Consider the following 17,265-nt stretch of genomic DNA (forward strand, 5'->3'; position numbering starts at 1 on the left):
ACTTGATTCACATCAAGTTAATCCATCCCCATCGCAGGCATAATGGATACATAAACAAGGAACACAAAAACTTACTTAAGAATGATCAATAGAAAGGATGCTACCCCATGAAATTTCAACGCTTTATTTACAGTCACACCAACCCCATTACCTTCTGGTCTGCTGGCTTAATCATCCTTGGTTTCCTGAACACCTGGTTCACCAAGGTACCTTACGTGACCGATGTCGCCTGGATCATCGCTTCCGTTATTGCCGCCGCCCCAATCGTTTTACGGGCCATCAGCGCGTTGAAAGCCAAGGTCTTCAGCATTGAATTGCTGGTCGGCATCGCCGTCATCGGGGCATTTGCCATCGGTGAATTTGAAGAATCAGCCATCGTGACCTTCCTCTTCCTCTTCGGGTCCTACCTCGAACAGAAGACGCTGGCCAAGACCCGGGGTGCCATCCAATCATTGACAGAAATGGCCCCAACAACCGCTCAGCTGGTCAACGACGACGGGACGACTGAAGAAGTCGACGTCGATGACCTGGAAGAAGGCAACGTTGTGTTAGTCAAGGCCGGTGGCCAAGTCCCTGTCGATGGTAAAATCGTCGACGGTACGGGTTACGTCAACGAAGCCTCCATTACCGGTGAATCTCGCCCCGTTAACAAGCAAAATGGTGACGGCGTTTACTCCGGTGCCATGGTTGAAAGTGGGACGTTAACCATCGAAGCCACCCAAGTTGGGGACGAAACGACCTTCTCTAAGATCATTGAACTGGTCGAAGAAGCCCAAGATACCAAGTCCCCCGCTGAAAAGTTTATTGATAAATTTGCGCAATACTACACGCCAGCCGTGCTGGTCATCGCCATTCTGGTCTACGTCTTCTCGCAAGATTTACGGTTAGCCATCACCGTCTTGGTTCTCGGTTGCCCTGGTGCCTTGGTTATCGGCGCGCCCGTTTCTAACGTGGCGGGTATCGGTAACGGTGCTAAAAACGGTATCCTGATCAAGGGTGGCGACGTGGTCGAAAGTCTCGCCAAGGTTGATACCATCGTTTTTGATAAGACTGGGACCCTGACCACTGGTAAGATGACCGTCGCTGGTTTGAAGCAATACACGAACGACCAATCCCTCTTAGCCGGAGTCGCTCAGGTCGAAAAAACCTCTGATCACCCACTGGCACAAGCCATTGTGGCTCACTTAGACGCCCACCTCGATGCGAACGCCGCTGCCATTGAAACGGAAACCATCAAGGGCCGTGGGATGGTCGGCAACTGGCACGACGACAGTCTCTACGTTGGAAACGCGGCTTTACTGAAGGACAACGGCATTGATTTAACTGCTGACCAACTAACCGACTTACACGAAATGCAAGATGAGGGTCAATCCACTGTCTTAGTTGGCTACCAAGGCCAACTCGCCTTCATCCTGGGCGTTGCCGATACGGTTCGTCCCGAGGTTCCCGCTGCTTTAGCCGCTCTGAAACGCCAAGGCATCAAGCACCTGGTTATGTTAACCGGTGACAACCAAGCCACTGCCTCCGCCGTTGCCGAATCCTTAGGCATCGATGAAGTCCACGCCGACTTGCTACCAGCCGACAAGGTCACCTTTGTGAAGAAGTTCCAAGACATGGGTCGCAGCGTCGCCTTCGTTGGGGACGGCATCAACGACAGTCCTTCCTTAGCCACCGCTAGTGTCGGTATCGCCATGGGTGGTGGGACCGACGTCGCCATCGAAACGGCCGACGTGGTCCTGATGCAATCCAGCTTCACCGCCTTGAACCACGCGGTCGGTTTAGCCAAGAAGACTTCTGCCAACACCAAGGAAAACATCACCATCGCCATCTTGACGGTCGCCTTCCTGCTGATTGGCCTGGTTTACGGTTACATCTACATGGCCAGTGGGATGTTCGTCCACGAAGCCTCCATCCTGGTCGTTATCTTCAACGCGATGCGCCTGATTGGTTACAAGCCTCGCGGTAAGAAGGACGCCCAACCCGTTGCCCAACAATTAGCCACGAACTAAATAATTGGTAAATGAAAAGCGCTAGGTCACTGACGACCCGGCGCTTTTTTGTGCGATAAATAATTTCATATTCAGTTTAAACCTTATTGGCGTAGCACTTCAGCCCACAGCCGACACCCAAATAGAGCAGGTAGCCGCCAATCAAGGGACTGAATCCCGTTCCGACCAGCAAGGCATAACCTCCCATGCTGATGAAGCCCAGCAGGCCACTCAGACAGGTGATACCTCGAAAGCGGAGCCAGAACAGGCTAAGCGCAAAGATAATGGTTGCTGCGGCGGTTAGTTCCCAGAGTACAAGCTCATTTGTGGCCGCATCCCCGTACGTTAGCGCCATCGTGTTGACCATGTCGCCCCACGCCAGGTATATTGCAATCCCGATGCCCACAACGCCGAGACCAATCAAACTTATTTTCAGTCTATGTTGCACGTCACCGTTCCCCCTTTGAACGACTGAATCCGTGGTTCACTCCCCAGTGGCACCGGATTCAGACACTTTGTGAATTCTCTGTATCATTAAGTATTCTAGTCGTTTAGGGCCGGTTAAACAAGTCAGCGCCGGGAACTGTAATCAACTATTTTCACCAGTCATCATTAGACCCAACAAAAGACGACCCCATCACATTGATGAGGTCGTCCATTTATTTAGTCATTAATTACTTCGTGAAAGTCCACTTAGCAGCTGGGGCAACGCCGGCCTTAACGGCAACGACTTGGTTCTTGCTGTTAACCAGCTTAAAGCTCTTGGCAGAAGTGAAACGCAGGTAGAGCGTTTGCGCCGTCTTGGAACCCTTAGGGGTGTAGTTGATCTTCCAGAACGTTGGGGTCTTAGCATCTACGCTGTACTTAGCGTAAGAAACTAAGGTCTTAACCTTCTTACCGTTCTTGTAAAGAGTTTGGTTAAAACCAGTCTTTTGGCTGAAGACGATCTTTTGAGAATACTTGTTAGCCGTGTTGGACTTCCAAGTACCAGTAGGCGTCTTCACACCGTAGTTGGCAACCTTCTTGGTAGAAGTCGTCGTGGTCTTCTTGGCCGTGGTCGTCTTTTTGGTTGACGTGGTCTTCTTAGTAGAAGTCGTCTTCGTGGTCGTTGCAGCCTTAGTCGCAGCGGCTTGGACGCGGATGATCCGGTAGAAAGAAGTCTTGGTCTTAGGGTTCGTGGCGTAAACGTAAACGTTCGCGTTCTTCTTCAACTTCTTGGACAGCTTGATGCTGTACTTACCAGTCGTCTTAGAAGCAGTCCCACTAGCCAAGTTCTTCTTAGCGTTCTTGGTCGCCTTAACGGTAACCTTAGAACCCTTCGTAGCAGTCCCCGAAACTTTAGCGGATGACGTGTAAACAGCGTTAACGCTCAAGCTAGGACCAACATGCGTCGTTGCGGCGTGAGCAGTCGTTGGTGTCACAGCGGCAGCGGGTGCAACGGCTCCCAGAGTAGCTAAGGTAACCAGTCCGGTCATAGCAACCATAAATTTTTTCATTATATCCTGACCCCTATTCTACCGGCATTCTCGCGCCGGTACTTAATTTTTTAACCGACTAGTAGTATAACAGATTTTATGGTAAAAAGGTCTAAAATCGAACAGGAGTTTAGACTTTTTTAACGTCCCTTAAAATTAACTTGATTCACCATTTTCCCGAGGCGAAATGTTTGCGATTACGTTGTTAAAGGACTAACTTATTGTGCATAACCATATTCTGACTATTGAGGTGGAACTCTAATGAAAAAAACTTTTAAATTTGACGACGAGTTAACCGTTAATCGCTTAGGCTACGGCACCATGCAGCTGACCGGCGACGGCGTCTGGGGCCCCGTGGCGGATCCCGATAACGCGGTCAAGGTCATTGAAACGGCCATTGATCATGGCGTGAACTTCATCGATACCGCCGATGCTTACGGTCCCTTCTACGCCAACTTGTACCTACGCCAGGCCCTGCAAAACCGGCCCGACAGCCACGTGATGGTTGCCACCAAAGTTGGCCAAACGCGGCAAGGTCCGAACCTGTGGACCCCAATCGGCGTGCCAGCCTACCTACGTCAGCAGGTCGAACTGAACCTGTTTACCCTAGGCCTCGACCATCTTGATTTACTCCAATTACACCGCATCGACCCCAACGTGCCATTGGCCGACCAAATTGGGGAGCTGAAGGCCCTACAGGACGAAGGGAAGATCAAACACATCGGCTTGAGTCAGGTCTCCGTCGACCAACTCAAGGAAGCCGAAAAGATTGCGCCAATCGCTTCCGTTCAAAACATGTACAACCTCAGTAACCGCCAGGATGAAGACGTGCTGAACTACGCGGACGCCCACCACATTGCTTTCATCCCGTGGTTTCCGTTAGCGACTGGTCAACTCATCGACAACCCCACGCTGACTGACATCGCCCAGAAGTACGACGCCTCTCCCGCTCAGATTGCCTTAGCTTGGTTGCTGAAACGCTCAGACGTTATCTTACCTATTCCTGGAACTAAGTCCAGTGAACACGAACTACAAAACATTCACGGCCAAGATATTGACCTGAGTCAAGCAGACTTTGACGCTTTGAAGGCACTGGCTAACTAATTGTAAACTTCAAAAAGACAGGCACCGCTAGAACTATCCTCGAGATAGCGTTAGCGGTGCCTGTCTTCATTTCTATAATCCCTACCTATTTAGCGGCTAAATCTTTCGCCCGGTAATACGTCCGCGCAAAATCGACCAGCGCCCGCATCGACATGGCCCGGGCCAAGTGCCCGTCACCAATGGGTTCTTCGTGGACGGCATCTGGCTGTGCGGCCATGAATGCGGCGCCCATCTCGTTGAAATCATCGTAGGGTTCCAGCGGTGCCATGGCAAAGGAGACCCACTGCGGCTTGCCGTCAACGTTGATGGGCGCCCGCTCCAGGTGGGTTGGCCGGCCAATCGTGGAATCCGCCAGGTGAATCGCCGTGGCATTCTCAAATGGCGTCCCCAGGCACACGACCTTGGCGTCCAGGTCATAGAGTTTCTGGAGGGGCCCCAGTTCACCAAATGGCACGTCCAGGGTCGGCGTCTCACAGATTTTCTTGGCATCACGCCCCCAGGCGGTCATCGAGCATGTCGGGTGATTGCTCCGCTGGGTGTCCGGTAATGTCCGAAAGTATTCCGGCGTTAGGCCAATCATGTGGCAGGGCGTTTGTTCCCGGTCAAAGGCTGGCATACCGGCAATGACCTTGGCCTGCAGGTCGGCACGGACGGGCGGATTTTCCCAATCGACCGGATCAGACCAGTCTGCTGACTGCGCGGGCATCGCAATATTGCCGTCCCGCAAGGTTTCCTTTAGCGTAGCCACCAATGTCTGCTCCCCACCTGGAATAAACCCAAAGGCACTGAGCGCCGTGTGCACCAGACAGGTGTCCGTGGACTCGAGCCCCAGCTTCTTAAACAACTGGCGCAGGTCGTCCGCCGTGGTTACCGTCTGGATTTCTCGTTGATTCCAACTCATGGCAATCCCTCTTTTCTAATGGATTCAGTGTACCATGATTTTGCCCCAAAATTTTTCACAAATTCGCGTCGTCTCACGTTACTATCGACCCCGTTTCTGATAGACTACAAGTGGCAGCGATTTCACAAAAGAGCTAAGCGAAAGTCGCTTCCATGCTAATTTATCGTAAATATTATCGTTTTCATGAAAACGTCAAATTGATGAAAACGTTGATTCTACGCAATTGCAACCGGTTGTCCAAATTTTAAATTCTTGCTTTAAAAAGGTCGCGTTTCATGGAAAAGAAGCGTATAATACATTTTTGAAGTGATCTAGACATCGTTTAGATCATTGCGGACCCGGGGCGGCATTGCTCACCGCTCACGGATAGCCGACAGCATTGCTAACTGTTTCTCATATTTATTGTAGATACGACTCATATAACGAACTTACACTTAAGGAGTGACAATCTCGTGGCAACTGAACGTACATCTTTATTCATGTTCTTCGGGGCTACCGGTGACTTAGCTTACCGGAAACTTTACCCTAGTCTGTTTAACCTTTATCAAAAAGGTAGTTTACGGACACACTTCGCCGTTCTCGGGACTTCCCGTCAAACGCTTGACGATGACAAATTCCGTGCCGCAGTTAAGAAGTCTTTAGCTGACAGCGGTAACCGCGCCGACTCAAAAGAAGCCAGCGACTTTATTTCTCATTTCTACTACCAAGCTCACGACGTCACCGACACGGCGCACTACTCCGTCTTGAAGGACGCTGCTGAAAAGCTGGACAAGAAGTACAAGTTACAAGGTAACCGGATCTTCTACCTGTCCATGGCCCCACAATTCTTCGGCACGATTGCCAAAGACTTAAAGGCACAAGGCTTGATGTCCACCAACAAAGACGCCTTCAACCGTTTGGTTATTGAAAAGCCATTTGGCCGCGACTTTGACTCCGCTAAGCAATTAAACGATGCCTTAAGTAACTCCTTCAAGGAAGAACAAATCTTCCGGATCGACCACTACTTAGGTAAGGAAATGATCCAAAACATTGAAGCTTTGCGTTTTGGGAACACGCTGGTTGAATCCCTGTGGAACAACCGGTACATTGACAACATCCAAGTGACCCTTTCTGAAAAGTTGGGTGTTGAAGAACGGGCTTCTTACTACGATAACAGTGGGGCTTTACGTGACATGGTCCAAAACCATATCATGCAAATCGTTTCCCTGTTAGCCATGGAACAACCTGTTGCCTTCACCGATGTTGATATCCGGGCTGAAAAGGTCAAAGCTTTACGGAGCCTGCGCGTGTACAACGTCGCTGACGCCGCAACCAACTTTGTCCGTGGCCAATATGGCTCCGTTGACAACCAACCAGACTACCGTCATGAAGACAATGTTCCAGCTGATTCCACGACTGAAACCTTCGTTGCCGGCAAGCTGTTGTTTGACAACTACCGTTGGTCCGGTACCCCATTCTACGTGCGGACTGGTAAAATGTTAGCTGACAAGTTCACCCGAGTTGACGTGGTCTTCAAGCGTCCACTGGTTGATATCTTTGCCTTCCCACAATCTCAAAACACGCCATTGGCTGCCAACGTTTTGACGATCTTCGTTGAACCACACGCAGGGTTCTCTCTGCAATTGAACGCCAAGACCAACGACGCTGGCTTCTCAACGGAACCAATCAAGTTGGACTACTTGGTTGACGCTGAAAAGTCTAAGGAAACGCCAGAACCTTACGAACGTCTGTTACACGACGTCTTGAAGGGTGACGGGACTAACTTCTCAAGTTGGCCAGAAGTTTCCTACGCTTGGAAGTTCGTGGATCAAATCCGTCGTGTTTGGGACTTACAAGCACCTAACTTCCCTAACTACACGCCACATTCAATGGGACCAGCCGCTGCTGAAGAATTAATTCAACGCGACCACCGTGAATGGGTCTACCGTTTAAACAACTAATTTATAATTAAGCAAAAGCGCCGACTGCCAGGAAACTGGTAATCAGCGCTTTTTTTGCTGTGACCAATTCATTATCTTCTACGGATCACGGAACAACCCGGAATCACCCAGACTGAATTGGCTAGTCAGCTTCACGTTGACCCCTCCACTTGCCTACGAACCGTGCGCAAACTTATCACGAGTGGCTACGTCAGTCGTGAGACCGACGACACCAATAAGAAACGCCGCCCCTAGTCGCAACGACTAAGGGCATGGCAATGGCGCCCGCGCTTGAAGCCTATGAGTAACACGTCCTGGCCATCGGAACCGCTGGTTTATCTACCGGTGAGGCCGCCCTGATCGAAGAATTGCTGGCCAAGGTTGCGACGAACCATGCGTGATTTCCAAGAAAAGCGGTCTTAAACCGCGTGCCGTTACCATTTTACGTGACCGTTTTGAAACCTGAGCGATTTTTTCACCCATTTCCAGTCAAATCAGTTTCCTTTCAAATTGTTCAATGCTACACTAGCTGGTGGAAAGTCGTTACTAATTTTGAGACAAAAAGGAAGGTTACTAATGGCAGATCAAAAAGCAAATATTGGTGTTGTTGGTATGGCAGTCATGGGCAAGAACTTAGCCCTGAACATCGAAAGTCGCGGGTACACGGTCGGAATCTTTAACCGTTCCGCAAACAAGACTGAACAAGTCATGAAGGACCACAGCGAAAAGAAACTGGTTCCAAGTTACACGGTTGAAGACTTTGTTAAATCTTTGGAAACGCCACGGCGGATTCTCTTGATGGTTAAGGCTGGAAAGCCAACTGACGCCGTTATTCACGAACTGTTACCATTGCTTGATAAGGGTGACGTGCTGATTGATGGTGGGAACACGAACTTCCATGACACCATGGCACGGAACGCTGAGCTGGACAAGTCCGGCATCAACTTCATTGGTATGGGTGTTTCCGGTGGTGAATTAGGGGCCTTACAAGGACCTTCACTGATGCCCGGTGGCCAAAAGGAAGCTTATGATCTTGTTGAACCTATCTTAACTAAAATTGCGGCTAAGGCGCCTCAAGACGGCAAGCCTTGTGTCACTTACATTGGGCCTAATGGTGCCGGCCACTACGTTAAGATGGTCCACAATGGTATCGAATACGGTGATGAAGAGCTGATCGATGAAAGCTACAACATCATGCGTAACGTTGCCGGAATCTCCGTTGACGACATGGCTGACATCTTTAAGGAATGGAACAAGGGTGAACTCGATAGCTACTTGGTCGAAATCACTGCTGACATCCTTTCCCGTAAGGATGACTTAGGCGACGACAAGAACTTGCCAATCGTTGACGCCATCAAGGACCGTGGGAACAACAAAGGGACTGGTAAGTGGAGTTCCGAAGATGCCCTCGATGTTCAAGTCCCACAATCCGTGATTACGGAAGCCGTTTATGCCCGTTACATTTCAATGTTGAAGGACGAACGGGTCAAGGCTTCTAAGGAATTGCCAGCTGCAGCTAAGCAAGGCAAGGCCGAAATTGCTGACAAGGACAAGTTCGTTGAGGAAGTTCGTCAAGCCCTCTTCTTTGGTAAGCTGATGAGTTACGCCCAAGGCTTTGAACAACTGCGGTTCGCTTCCGAAGCTAACGATTGGGACCTGAAGTTTGGTGAATTAGCACAGATTTGGCGTGGCGGTTGCATTATCCGGGCCCAATTCCTGCAAAACATCACCGACGCCTTCGACAAGGATCCTAAGCTGACTAACCTGCTGTTCGATAGCTACTTCAAGGATATCGCCGGCAAGTATCAACAATCCATCCGTGACGTGGTTGCCATGGCCGTTCAAGCCGGCATCCCCGTTCCAAGTCTGTCCGCTGCTATCACCTACTACGATAGCTTCCGTGCAGAAGTTCTGCCTGCTAACTTGTTACAAGCACAACGGGACTACTTCGGTGCCCACACCTACGAACGGAACGACCGCGATGGGAACTTCCATTACAGTTGGTACGAAGAACAATAAACTTAATTTTAAAGTGATTTAGAAAACTCACGGTCGTTTTGACCGTGAGTTTTTGATTTGACCAGAAACGGCGTCATATCAACGTTGCAGAGAACCTTTGCTAGACACTTCTCCCCACCTATGCCTATACTAGACACATCAGTTAGAGGAGGCACCACCATGGAATTCGGGGAAAGAATTAAACGCACACGGCAACATCAAGATTTAACACAGGAAACTGTCGCGAAGAATCTACACGTCACACGACAAACCATTTCCAGTTGGGAACGCGGCAAGAGCTATCCAGATATCGATAGTTTGATTCAACTAAGCGATTATTTTCAGATTTCCTTAGATACACTGCTCAAGAACGATACCGGGCTGACCGATACACTACGGAAACCTGTCGTTCTCAAATCGATTAAACCTGTCATTAAAACACTCACCATCGTTGATATTCTCTTTTTAATTGGTCTGAGTTTTTCGCACCAGACCTTTATTAGCCAGGATTTGTTCTACCTAATGGGCATGATCAATATCTTGGCGTTAAACCAGTTAACGGTCTTCGCCAATAGTTTGGATAATGTTAACCCGTATGTTGCGTGGACGAAACGACGCCCATGGATCTTGCTGGTCGCCCTTGGTAGCGCCGTTGCCGCACTGATTCTAAAGTTCACCGGCAACGTCTCGCTCGCCAGCGACTTCACTTTCCTCGCAACCATTACGGCGATTATCCTGATTTCTGCCGAAATTTCCTTCTGGCATAAGCGTGCCGGCGCCAATCAGCTTGATCAATTATCTTAATCTACTTACAGACGGCCAGGGCTAACATTGTCCTGACCGTTTTTTGTTGGCCTCCTCTAGAACCAGACTTAATCAAAGATGCCAATCGATTGCAGATACTGCCGACTGATTTTCGTATACTTAATAACGGGGTACTTTCCGTGCAAGCGTTCGTGGACCGCCAGGGGGTGATCATTGAATCCCTTGGTACTGCCTAGCCCTTGGAAGAACAGCGTTTTCTGGCCCTTCAACGCATATCGACCGGTGGCATACAGTTTGCCATCTGCCGTCGACAGTAGCGCATGTAACTGCCAATGGTTGCGGTTGATTTGGTACAGCGTATTGGTCTTATTAGCACGTAACTTTGTAGCAATTGGATTCCCCGGATTCAGATTCGCCCCGCTGAACATTTGCAAGCCTAATTTCATGGTCTTGCGAGAAATCACACTGCCGTCAATATGGTTGGCAGTCACGTGCAAGTAAACCAGGTCACTGGCATGGCGATGGGTCGTTTTGGTGCCATAGGTATACCAGTAACCACGTAAGACCTTGGGCGTGCTAGCTAGTTGCCGGTGCGCCGCATGAACCGGCGTCGTGAACAATTGCACCCAAATTGTCGCCAACATTAAACCTAAAATAATTCCCATCACTTGCTTTGCTCGACCGTTCGCCATCCGCTTCGCCCCCGATACTATTTTCTAAAGTATCGCTGACACACCTTGAATTGTCAATCAAGAACTGCAAAAGAATGGTTATGACGACGGTTCCACAAGCGCCCTTATCTTCGGAACTATGACTAGGTGAATGGTTTTAGTCACCCAGTCCCCCATCATTAAAATGGCTGTGCCCGAACACTACCATGACTATTAATCCTTAGCCCACTGTTTTTACTGTCATGACCCTAACCGATTTATTTTTGTCATCCGCCCGGTTATGGCCACCTATACTGAGACTAAACCAAGTTAGGAGTGATTATCATGAAAGCCCTCGCGCACTTGTCCCCAAAATCTGGATCTATTTCCTTAATAGCATCCCCTCGTCGCTACTTCATTCTGTACCTGCAGGCCCTGCCTATCTGGCTCATTCTCATCTTACTAAACTGCCAGTTTACCTTAAGCAAGTTCAACTTTACTTGGAACCTGACCTCGTGGTACCTCACCCTCTGTTACGCCACCTTCCCACTGGCAGTCGTCCTACTGTCACATCTCCGCGCTAGCTGGCCCCGTCATCCCCACCCGATGACCCAGGCGCCAACGCCGCGGGCTAGTATTTACGCGGCCGGTCTGCCCCTAATGCCTTTACGCGATTACACGGTCCAGCACGAACACTGGCTGCCAAGGTTATTAGGTAATTTGGGTAAGTTTACCTTCGCCCCACTGATTCTGCTAGCCTACGTACTGTGGCACGCCTTCAGCTAAAAAAACTGCCACCTAGGTCGATGCCCAGGTGGCAGTTTTCAGGTTCATTTTCATGTACAAAAACCGCCTGAGGAGCAATTCCCCAGACGGTTTTTAAATTTCTCTATTGACGCGTGTGGCCACCAGCTGTGGTCCCCGCTAAACGATCTTCAAGTGCCATTTGAATCGCGTGGAGGTTTTCCCAGTGGTCAATTTCAGTGGCGAGGCCTGCCTGCCATTGCGCTTTTTCGCGACTCTTGGCAATGAACCGGTCCCAGTCCATATCGGCCGTGGTCCGGTCCTTTGTCTGCCGCCATTTCGCCCATTCATCAAGGTGGTGCGCTAACTCCAGAGCTTCTGGCGCGTCTAACACTAAGTTCTCAGTCATAACCGTCCCCTCCTTAGCAAATGTTCAGTCGGATACTCTCTATTTCTGTCTTTATTTTAACAAGAATCACTAACGAACGCGACCATTATGCTCACAACTGGTCAATCACCTGATCAATTGATTGGTCACCCTGCAACAACGGCACGGTTTTGCCGATTGTCTGGGGGGCATGCAGCGCCGCCACTAAGAAGGCGGCGACGTCTTCTCGAGGCACACTGCCAACTGCCAACGGGTCACTCTTAACCTTGCCAGTCCCGGGATGAAAGGACAGCGCGCCCGGCTGCACAATGGTGTAATCCAGGTGCGTTTGGTGGACCAGCCAGTTGTCTGCATAAAATTTCGCCACGTACAGCGGTTTCAACGGATCGGCCCAGCGGTTGCGGTCCTCGGCAAATAACATGCTGATCATCAAGAAGCGGTGGACGCCAGCAATTTCAGCGGCCTGCATGGTCTTCACGGCGCCATCCAGGTCAATCAGTAGCGTCATATCGTCCCTGGTACGCCCACCAGAGCCCGCAGCAAAGATGATAGCCTCGGCATCCATGAACGTGCTAGCAATCCGCTCAGGCTTCTCTAGGAGGTCTAGCCGGCGCACAGCGATACCCTGGTCTTCCCAGTCCTCACCATCTTCATCCGGCCGCAACCCGGCAATCGGTTCATCCCCCTTGGCCAACAGCTGCGCCACTAATAGCCGACCCACGTGGCCGTTTGCCCCAACGATCATTACCCGCATCAGTTCTCAAGCTCCCTTCCAAACTTTCCTTAATCATTATACACTACGCGTTAACCGGTCCTCGTCAGCGTCTCCGGAATGGTGAAAATAAGACCGGGACGCTGTGGGCGCACACCCGGAGCCAAGGAACGGTCTCCGGGGCTTACTTTGAGCCGCAAAAAGCGCGTCTCAAAGATATCAGTTCCCTAAGTGGCAAAGCCACTAAGGGAACTCCCACGGCTGGGCTCATTTTCACCATCCCTCCGGCTTATACCGGCTAACCCATCCTTTCAGTCCAAAGTATTGTCTACTTAATTACGACGTCTGTAGAGCCAAGACCTACTTGCTTAACACACAATCCAACACTATAGAAGTCATTGACAACTGAAATTTTTTGACCAGTCTGCTTTACCCCACTAGCCCCCATGCTATAATGAAGGAAGGGCACCGACCGACTTTGACCGATACTCGCTTTGACACACACATTTTGAGGAGGTCTCAAATTTTGCAAAATCCAGATTTGACCATCACTGACTTGGACGAAAACGCCCAAAACACTGCTCTAACTGATTTTGTCCACTTTTATTTACGGCACTACCGGACCAACGATTTGGAAATCTTGGCTTCGTTCAAGGTTGATTACGCCATGAACGATATCAACATGTACATCTACAGCAACCTGAACTTCAGCCCCGACCAACTGGCCGCTGGGGTTCTGGCTAACAAGCGCGACCTATTCTTAGCCATTTTGAAGACGGTCAACCTGCCTTACACGGCAAGTGGTGCGCTCAAAGATTTAACTTGGGACGGCTGGTACGCACAACAGTACGCTGGCATCGCCGAAGGTAAATAAAGCAGGCAATGAGGGGCAGGCAGCTGCCTTTTTTTGCGCACTAAAAAGGCGCGTCCGGATTATTTTGGACGCGCCTTTACTGATTTAAAGATTAAATTTTACCAACCAGGTCTGTCCCCGGCTTCAATGTTTCTTCACCTGGATGCCAGTTGGCTGGGCAAACGCGGTCGCCGTGCTCTGCAACGAACTGCGCTGCGGTCAACGTCCGCAGAATCTCTTCGGCATTGCGGCCGATACCCATATCGTTGATGGTGTAGGAACGCACCTTGCCGGCAGGGTCCAGAATAAAGACACCCCGGTAGGCTTGCCCCGCCTCTTCGTCCAGTACGTCATAGTGCCGCGCGAGCACGCCAGCTGGATCGGCAATCATCGGGTAAGCCACGTGACCAACCTCATCGCTCTGCTCGTGCCAAGCTTGATGCACGAACTCGGTGTCCTCAGAAATACTATAGATTTCCGCATTCTGTTTCTGAAACGCCGCGTAGTGCGCTGCCAGGTCGCCGAGTTCCGTGGGACAAACGAAAGAAAAGTCGGCTGGATAGAAGAACAATACGGACCAGTGGCCCAGTAAGTCGGTGGGCGTTAAAGACTGAACCTCGCCGTCTTGATAAGCATTGACTTGAAAATCGGGTAACGCAGAACCAATATAATTCATGATGTAAAACTCCCCTCATTCAATTGATAACTTCTAACACACCCCTAGCATACGCGGTTTCCTCCACGAAATCAAGAATCATTCTAAACTAGAAAAATACCAGATGTCCGCGTTCTATAAAGGTTTTAATAGTTTGTTATTATAATTATTATTCGCTAGAGTTTACGCTTTTTTCTTGCATTGTGCGCCAAAAGCAGATATACTAAGTACATAGATAAATTAGAAGCTGTTAGGTGAGGCTCCTATACGGAAAATGCTACTGCTCAGAAACGTCGAGAAACGCCAATGAGTCAGCTGTTCAGGTCAATTCAAGGCCTGATCTAATGTAGCTGTTATGAAATTAACTACGCCGTATAGTGCTAAAACTCAACGACTAGCCAAAATCACACATGTTTTTATTGTGCGCTTAGCTAGTCGTGGCTAAGCGCTTTTAATTTGTCGCAGTTGTCACTGTCGACTTACTACAGGAGGTGATTGAACATGACAACGCAACTTTTAGATGATCCCGGAGCGTGTTATTACTCGCCGGTGGGAAAGTTACAGTCTGTTCAAGCCTCTTGGTTGACGCTTTGAGGAGGACAAACCTCTAGCTTTCCCTATCCCGGACCCCGTAGCTTGATGCGGAGGTTCGACTAGTAGACTTTAAACGGAAACGACTGGCCACTTTATTTCAGACGCTGTCGGTGTTGCAACCGACCGTAACTCGTCTGAACTTCCCGAACTCGTTCGTGTGCCAGCCGGGTTCCACCCACTTAATGGATAACGCAAGCTAGAGTTACCAGTCTTTCTCGGCAACTATGTCACCATAATGCATTGACGTGCTAGTCGCATAGCGTTACACTACGTAGCGATGCTTCACCGTTGGGGGAACCCAGTGGAGAGGAAAACATTTCGTAACTGACGCCGTTTCAACTAGGTCGGTTTTTAATCTCTAACGGTCGATACGACTAATCAATACCAAACCAATCATAAACTGGTTATCAACGCCATTTGATGGGCCCCATGGGCTGATGGGAATCACCCCGCAAGGTCCCACCGCCATGACGTTGATGAGCTGGTATTACCAAACACGCTTCATTAAAAAGCAGCGAACCAATTCCGAAAAACGGATTGGTTCGCTGCTTTTTTATTATTTTGCTTTTGCCGAATGAAGATGGTCCAGATAAGCCTGACTCTTCTCTTCACTAAATTCATGTTCCGATTTCCCAATGATCACGGTCGCTAGGGAGTTCCCCACCACGTTAACGGCGGTCCGTCCCATATCAACTAACCGGTCGATCCCAGCAATAAAGGTTAACCCACTCATAGGCACCCCAATCGTCGAAACCGTCGCCAGCAAGACCACAAAGGATGCGCCAGGCACCCCAGCCATCCCTTTACTGGTAATCATCAAGACCACCAGCAAGGTAATCTGCTGTCCCAGACTCAGGTGAATATGGTACGCCTGTGCCAGGAAGAGCGCGGCCAATGACTGGTAAATAGCGGATCCATCCAAGTTAAAGGTATAGCCGGTGGGAATTACAAAGGACACGATACCTTGGCTAACCCCGAACTTGTCCATTTTATCGATCAACCGGGGTAAGGTTGCTTCAGAACTCGCCGTTGAGAAGGCTAAAACGGCCTCATCCTTGATTACGTACAGCAAATCCCACAACCGGAACCCGAACAACCGGGCCGCCAAGCCCATGAAGACGAGAATGAAGACGGCCATGGTTGCGTAGGCTAAGACGATGAAATACCCCAGCGGTGCTAGCGCCGACAGTCCCATTTGCGCGATGGTGACCCCAATCAGCGCACAGACCCCAATGGGTGCCGTATGCATGACCCAGTTCGTTACGCGGAACATCACTTGCGAGACGGCGTCTAAGGCATCAATAATGACCTGCCCCTGCTTACCAATGGCGGCCGTTCCCAGTCCGAAGAAGACGGAGAAGAAGATGACTGGCATCATGTCCCCCTCAGACAGCGACTTGAAAATGTTGGTTGGAATGATGCCCATCAAGGTTGCCCAAATACCAGAATTTCCAGCCGATTTGGCAGAGGAAACGTACTGACTGATGTCGGTACTATGTAATTGGTGAATATCAATGAAATCCCCGGGTTTGAAGATGTTCCCAACCAGTAACCCTAAGGCAATCGCAATCGTGGTCATGATTTCAAAGTAAATGATAGTCTTCCCACCAATACGCCCCAATTGCTTAATGTCACCCATGTTGGCGATCCCAACGGTCAGACAGGAAACCACGATTGGCAGAACGATCATTTGAATCAACCCGATAAACATGTTCCCAATGTTTTGCATCGCCGTAATAGCGACCTTGTTCTGATAAAAGACTGCCCCAAGAATAATCCCGAGAATCAGCCCAATCAGAATTTGCCACCCTAGACTCAGGCGGTACTTCCGATACTTCTGCATGCTACTGTCACCTGTTCTCTCTTAATTTGATAGTTTCAGATAATTTAGGTAGTGATTAGTCACAACAGTCATAATGATAGCACAATGCCCCGTCCCGGCAAAGATGGCACACAACCGATTTCAAGTGGGAAAACGTCCTCAGTTAGCCTCTAACGCCACTTAAGTGTATCGCCTACCACGGAGACGCTAACAGATTTAACGGCCACCTGAGACCAGCAAGGGACTGAATTTTCCATTTCTAGTAGCTAGTCCTAACCGCTGGCTGTGCTAAGCAGTAGATTTTTGTGAAAATATCAGTTGCACTGCTAGCAGTGGATGGGTAAAACGTTTATGCAATTGTACTGGGGAATCTGCTTCTGACGTGACCGGTGTTGCCAACCTCGCTACCGCCGCGGTCATGCGCCCCATCTGCTTTTGATTTTCTGCACAAAAAAAGGAACCCATCACTGGGTTCCTAACGTTTGCGTGGCAACGTCCTATCCTCGCAGGGGGCGATCCCCCAACTACTATCGGCGTGCTAAAGCTTAACTTCCGTGTTCGGCATGGGAACGGGTGTATCCTTTAGGCTATCGCCACCACACTATAAGAGAACTTATTCCCTCAAAACTAGATATCATCAAATTATTTTCTATTGAGAACACCACGTTTTTCAACTTGGTTAAGTCCTCGACCGATT

At 49.7% G+C, this 17,265-nt stretch carries 16 protein-coding genes, 1 rRNA gene and 1 riboswitch; of the genes, 8 read left to right on the plus strand and 9 right to left on the minus strand.

The window, feature by feature from the left end; genetic code table 11:
- Nucleotides 1-107: 107 nt before the first annotated feature.
- On the plus strand, nt 108-2,009 hold the full coding sequence (locus EKM84_RS08375) for a heavy metal translocating P-type ATPase (protein WP_125765312.1): 1,902 nt from the start codon (nt 108-110) through the stop codon (nt 2,007-2,009).
- 76 nt (nt 2,010-2,085) lie between these two features.
- Here the strand turns inward: EKM84_RS08375 and EKM84_RS08380 are convergent, their stop codons facing one another.
- Nucleotides 2,086-2,436, minus strand: coding sequence for a hypothetical protein (locus EKM84_RS08380; RefSeq protein ID WP_125765313.1), 351 nt, complete (start codon nt 2,434-2,436; stop codon nt 2,086-2,088).
- Between the two features lie 226 nt (nt 2,437-2,662).
- Nucleotides 2,663-3,484, minus strand: a complete 822-nt coding sequence (locus tag EKM84_RS08385; RefSeq protein ID WP_125765314.1) for an Ig-like domain-containing protein — start codon at nt 3,482-3,484, stop codon at nt 2,663-2,665.
- A 240-nt stretch (nt 3,485-3,724) separates the two neighbouring features.
- On the opposite strand from EKM84_RS08385, the gene EKM84_RS08390 reads away from it, so the two are divergent.
- Nucleotides 3,725-4,567, plus strand: a complete 843-nt coding sequence (locus tag EKM84_RS08390; RefSeq protein WP_125765315.1) for an aldo/keto reductase — start codon at nt 3,725-3,727, stop codon at nt 4,565-4,567.
- 85 nt (nt 4,568-4,652) lie between these two features.
- On the opposite strand, the gene EKM84_RS08395 is transcribed toward EKM84_RS08390, so the two are convergent.
- Nucleotides 4,653-5,468, minus strand: coding sequence for an aminoglycoside N(3)-acetyltransferase (locus EKM84_RS08395; protein WP_125765316.1), 816 nt, complete (start codon nt 5,466-5,468; stop codon nt 4,653-4,655).
- Nucleotides 5,469-5,920: 452 nt separating this feature from the next.
- Here EKM84_RS08395 and zwf point away from each other — a divergent pair, with 452 nt between their 5' ends.
- The 4 genes from zwf (at nt 5,921) to EKM84_RS08415 (ending at nt 10,189) form a co-directional block, all read left to right on the plus strand.
- Nucleotides 5,921-7,408 carry a glucose-6-phosphate dehydrogenase gene (gene zwf / locus EKM84_RS08400; RefSeq protein WP_125765317.1) on the plus strand — a complete coding sequence of 496 codons (1,488 nt, stop codon included), beginning with the start codon at nt 5,921-5,923 and terminating at the stop codon, nt 7,406-7,408.
- Between the two features lie 117 nt (nt 7,409-7,525).
- The gene (locus EKM84_RS14330; protein ID WP_263853628.1) at nt 7,526-7,642 is read left to right on the plus strand and encodes a MarR family transcriptional regulator; all 117 of its coding nucleotides are present in this window, start codon (nt 7,526-7,528) and stop codon (nt 7,640-7,642) included.
- A 321-nt stretch (nt 7,643-7,963) separates the two neighbouring features.
- A complete protein-coding gene (gene gndA / locus EKM84_RS08410; protein WP_125765318.1) occupies nt 7,964-9,406 on the plus strand; it encodes an NADP-dependent phosphogluconate dehydrogenase in 1,443 nt (480 codons plus the stop codon).
- 159 nt (nt 9,407-9,565) lie between these two features.
- Nucleotides 9,566-10,189, plus strand: a complete 624-nt coding sequence (locus tag EKM84_RS08415; RefSeq protein ID WP_125765319.1) for a helix-turn-helix domain-containing protein — start codon at nt 9,566-9,568, stop codon at nt 10,187-10,189.
- A gap of 68 nt (nt 10,190-10,257) precedes the next feature.
- On the opposite strand, the gene EKM84_RS08420 is transcribed toward EKM84_RS08415, so the two are convergent.
- Nucleotides 10,258-10,842 carry a hypothetical protein gene (locus EKM84_RS08420; RefSeq protein WP_125765320.1) on the minus strand — a complete coding sequence of 195 codons (585 nt, stop codon included), beginning with the start codon at nt 10,840-10,842 and terminating at the stop codon, nt 10,258-10,260.
- A gap of 303 nt (nt 10,843-11,145) precedes the next feature.
- Between EKM84_RS08420 and EKM84_RS08425 the strand changes: the two genes are divergently transcribed.
- A complete protein-coding gene (locus EKM84_RS08425) occupies nt 11,146-11,586 on the plus strand; it encodes a hypothetical protein (protein ID WP_125765321.1) in 441 nt (146 codons plus the stop codon).
- Nucleotides 11,587-11,689: 103 nt separating this feature from the next.
- Here EKM84_RS08425 and EKM84_RS08430 read toward each other — a convergent pair whose 3' ends face one another.
- Nucleotides 11,690-11,953, minus strand: coding sequence for a hypothetical protein (locus EKM84_RS08430; protein WP_125765322.1), 264 nt, complete (start codon nt 11,951-11,953; stop codon nt 11,690-11,692).
- A gap of 91 nt (nt 11,954-12,044) precedes the next feature.
- Nucleotides 12,045-12,686, minus strand: a complete 642-nt coding sequence (locus EKM84_RS08435; RefSeq protein WP_125765323.1) for an SDR family oxidoreductase — start codon at nt 12,684-12,686, stop codon at nt 12,045-12,047.
- 484 nt (nt 12,687-13,170) lie between these two features.
- Here EKM84_RS08435 and EKM84_RS08440 point away from each other — a divergent pair, with 484 nt between their 5' ends.
- A complete protein-coding gene (locus EKM84_RS08440) occupies nt 13,171-13,518 on the plus strand; it encodes a hypothetical protein (protein WP_125765324.1) in 348 nt (115 codons plus the stop codon).
- 91 nt (nt 13,519-13,609) lie between these two features.
- On the opposite strand, the gene EKM84_RS08445 is transcribed toward EKM84_RS08440, so the two are convergent.
- From EKM84_RS08445 to rrf, 3 genes are all read right to left on the minus strand, one after another.
- Nucleotides 13,610-14,173 carry a peroxiredoxin gene (locus EKM84_RS08445; protein ID WP_125765325.1) on the minus strand — a complete coding sequence of 188 codons (564 nt, stop codon included), beginning with the start codon at nt 14,171-14,173 and terminating at the stop codon, nt 13,610-13,612.
- Nucleotides 14,174-14,391: 218 nt separating this feature from the next.
- Nucleotides 14,392-14,558, plus strand: a riboswitch (M-box (ykoK) riboswitch).
- A gap of 744 nt (nt 14,559-15,302) precedes the next feature.
- Entirely contained in the window at nt 15,303-16,589 is a 1,287-nt protein-coding gene (locus EKM84_RS08450) for a cation:dicarboxylate symporter family transporter (protein WP_125765326.1), read from the minus strand.
- Nucleotides 16,590-17,052: 463 nt separating this feature from the next.
- A 5S ribosomal RNA gene (gene rrf / locus EKM84_RS08455) occupies nt 17,053-17,169 on the minus strand.
- Between the last annotated feature and the right edge of the window lie 96 nt (nt 17,170-17,265).

Source organism: Levilactobacillus mulengensis, from assembly GCF_003946045.1.
Classification (GTDB): Bacteria; Bacillota; Bacilli; order Lactobacillales; family Lactobacillaceae; genus Levilactobacillus; species Levilactobacillus mulengensis.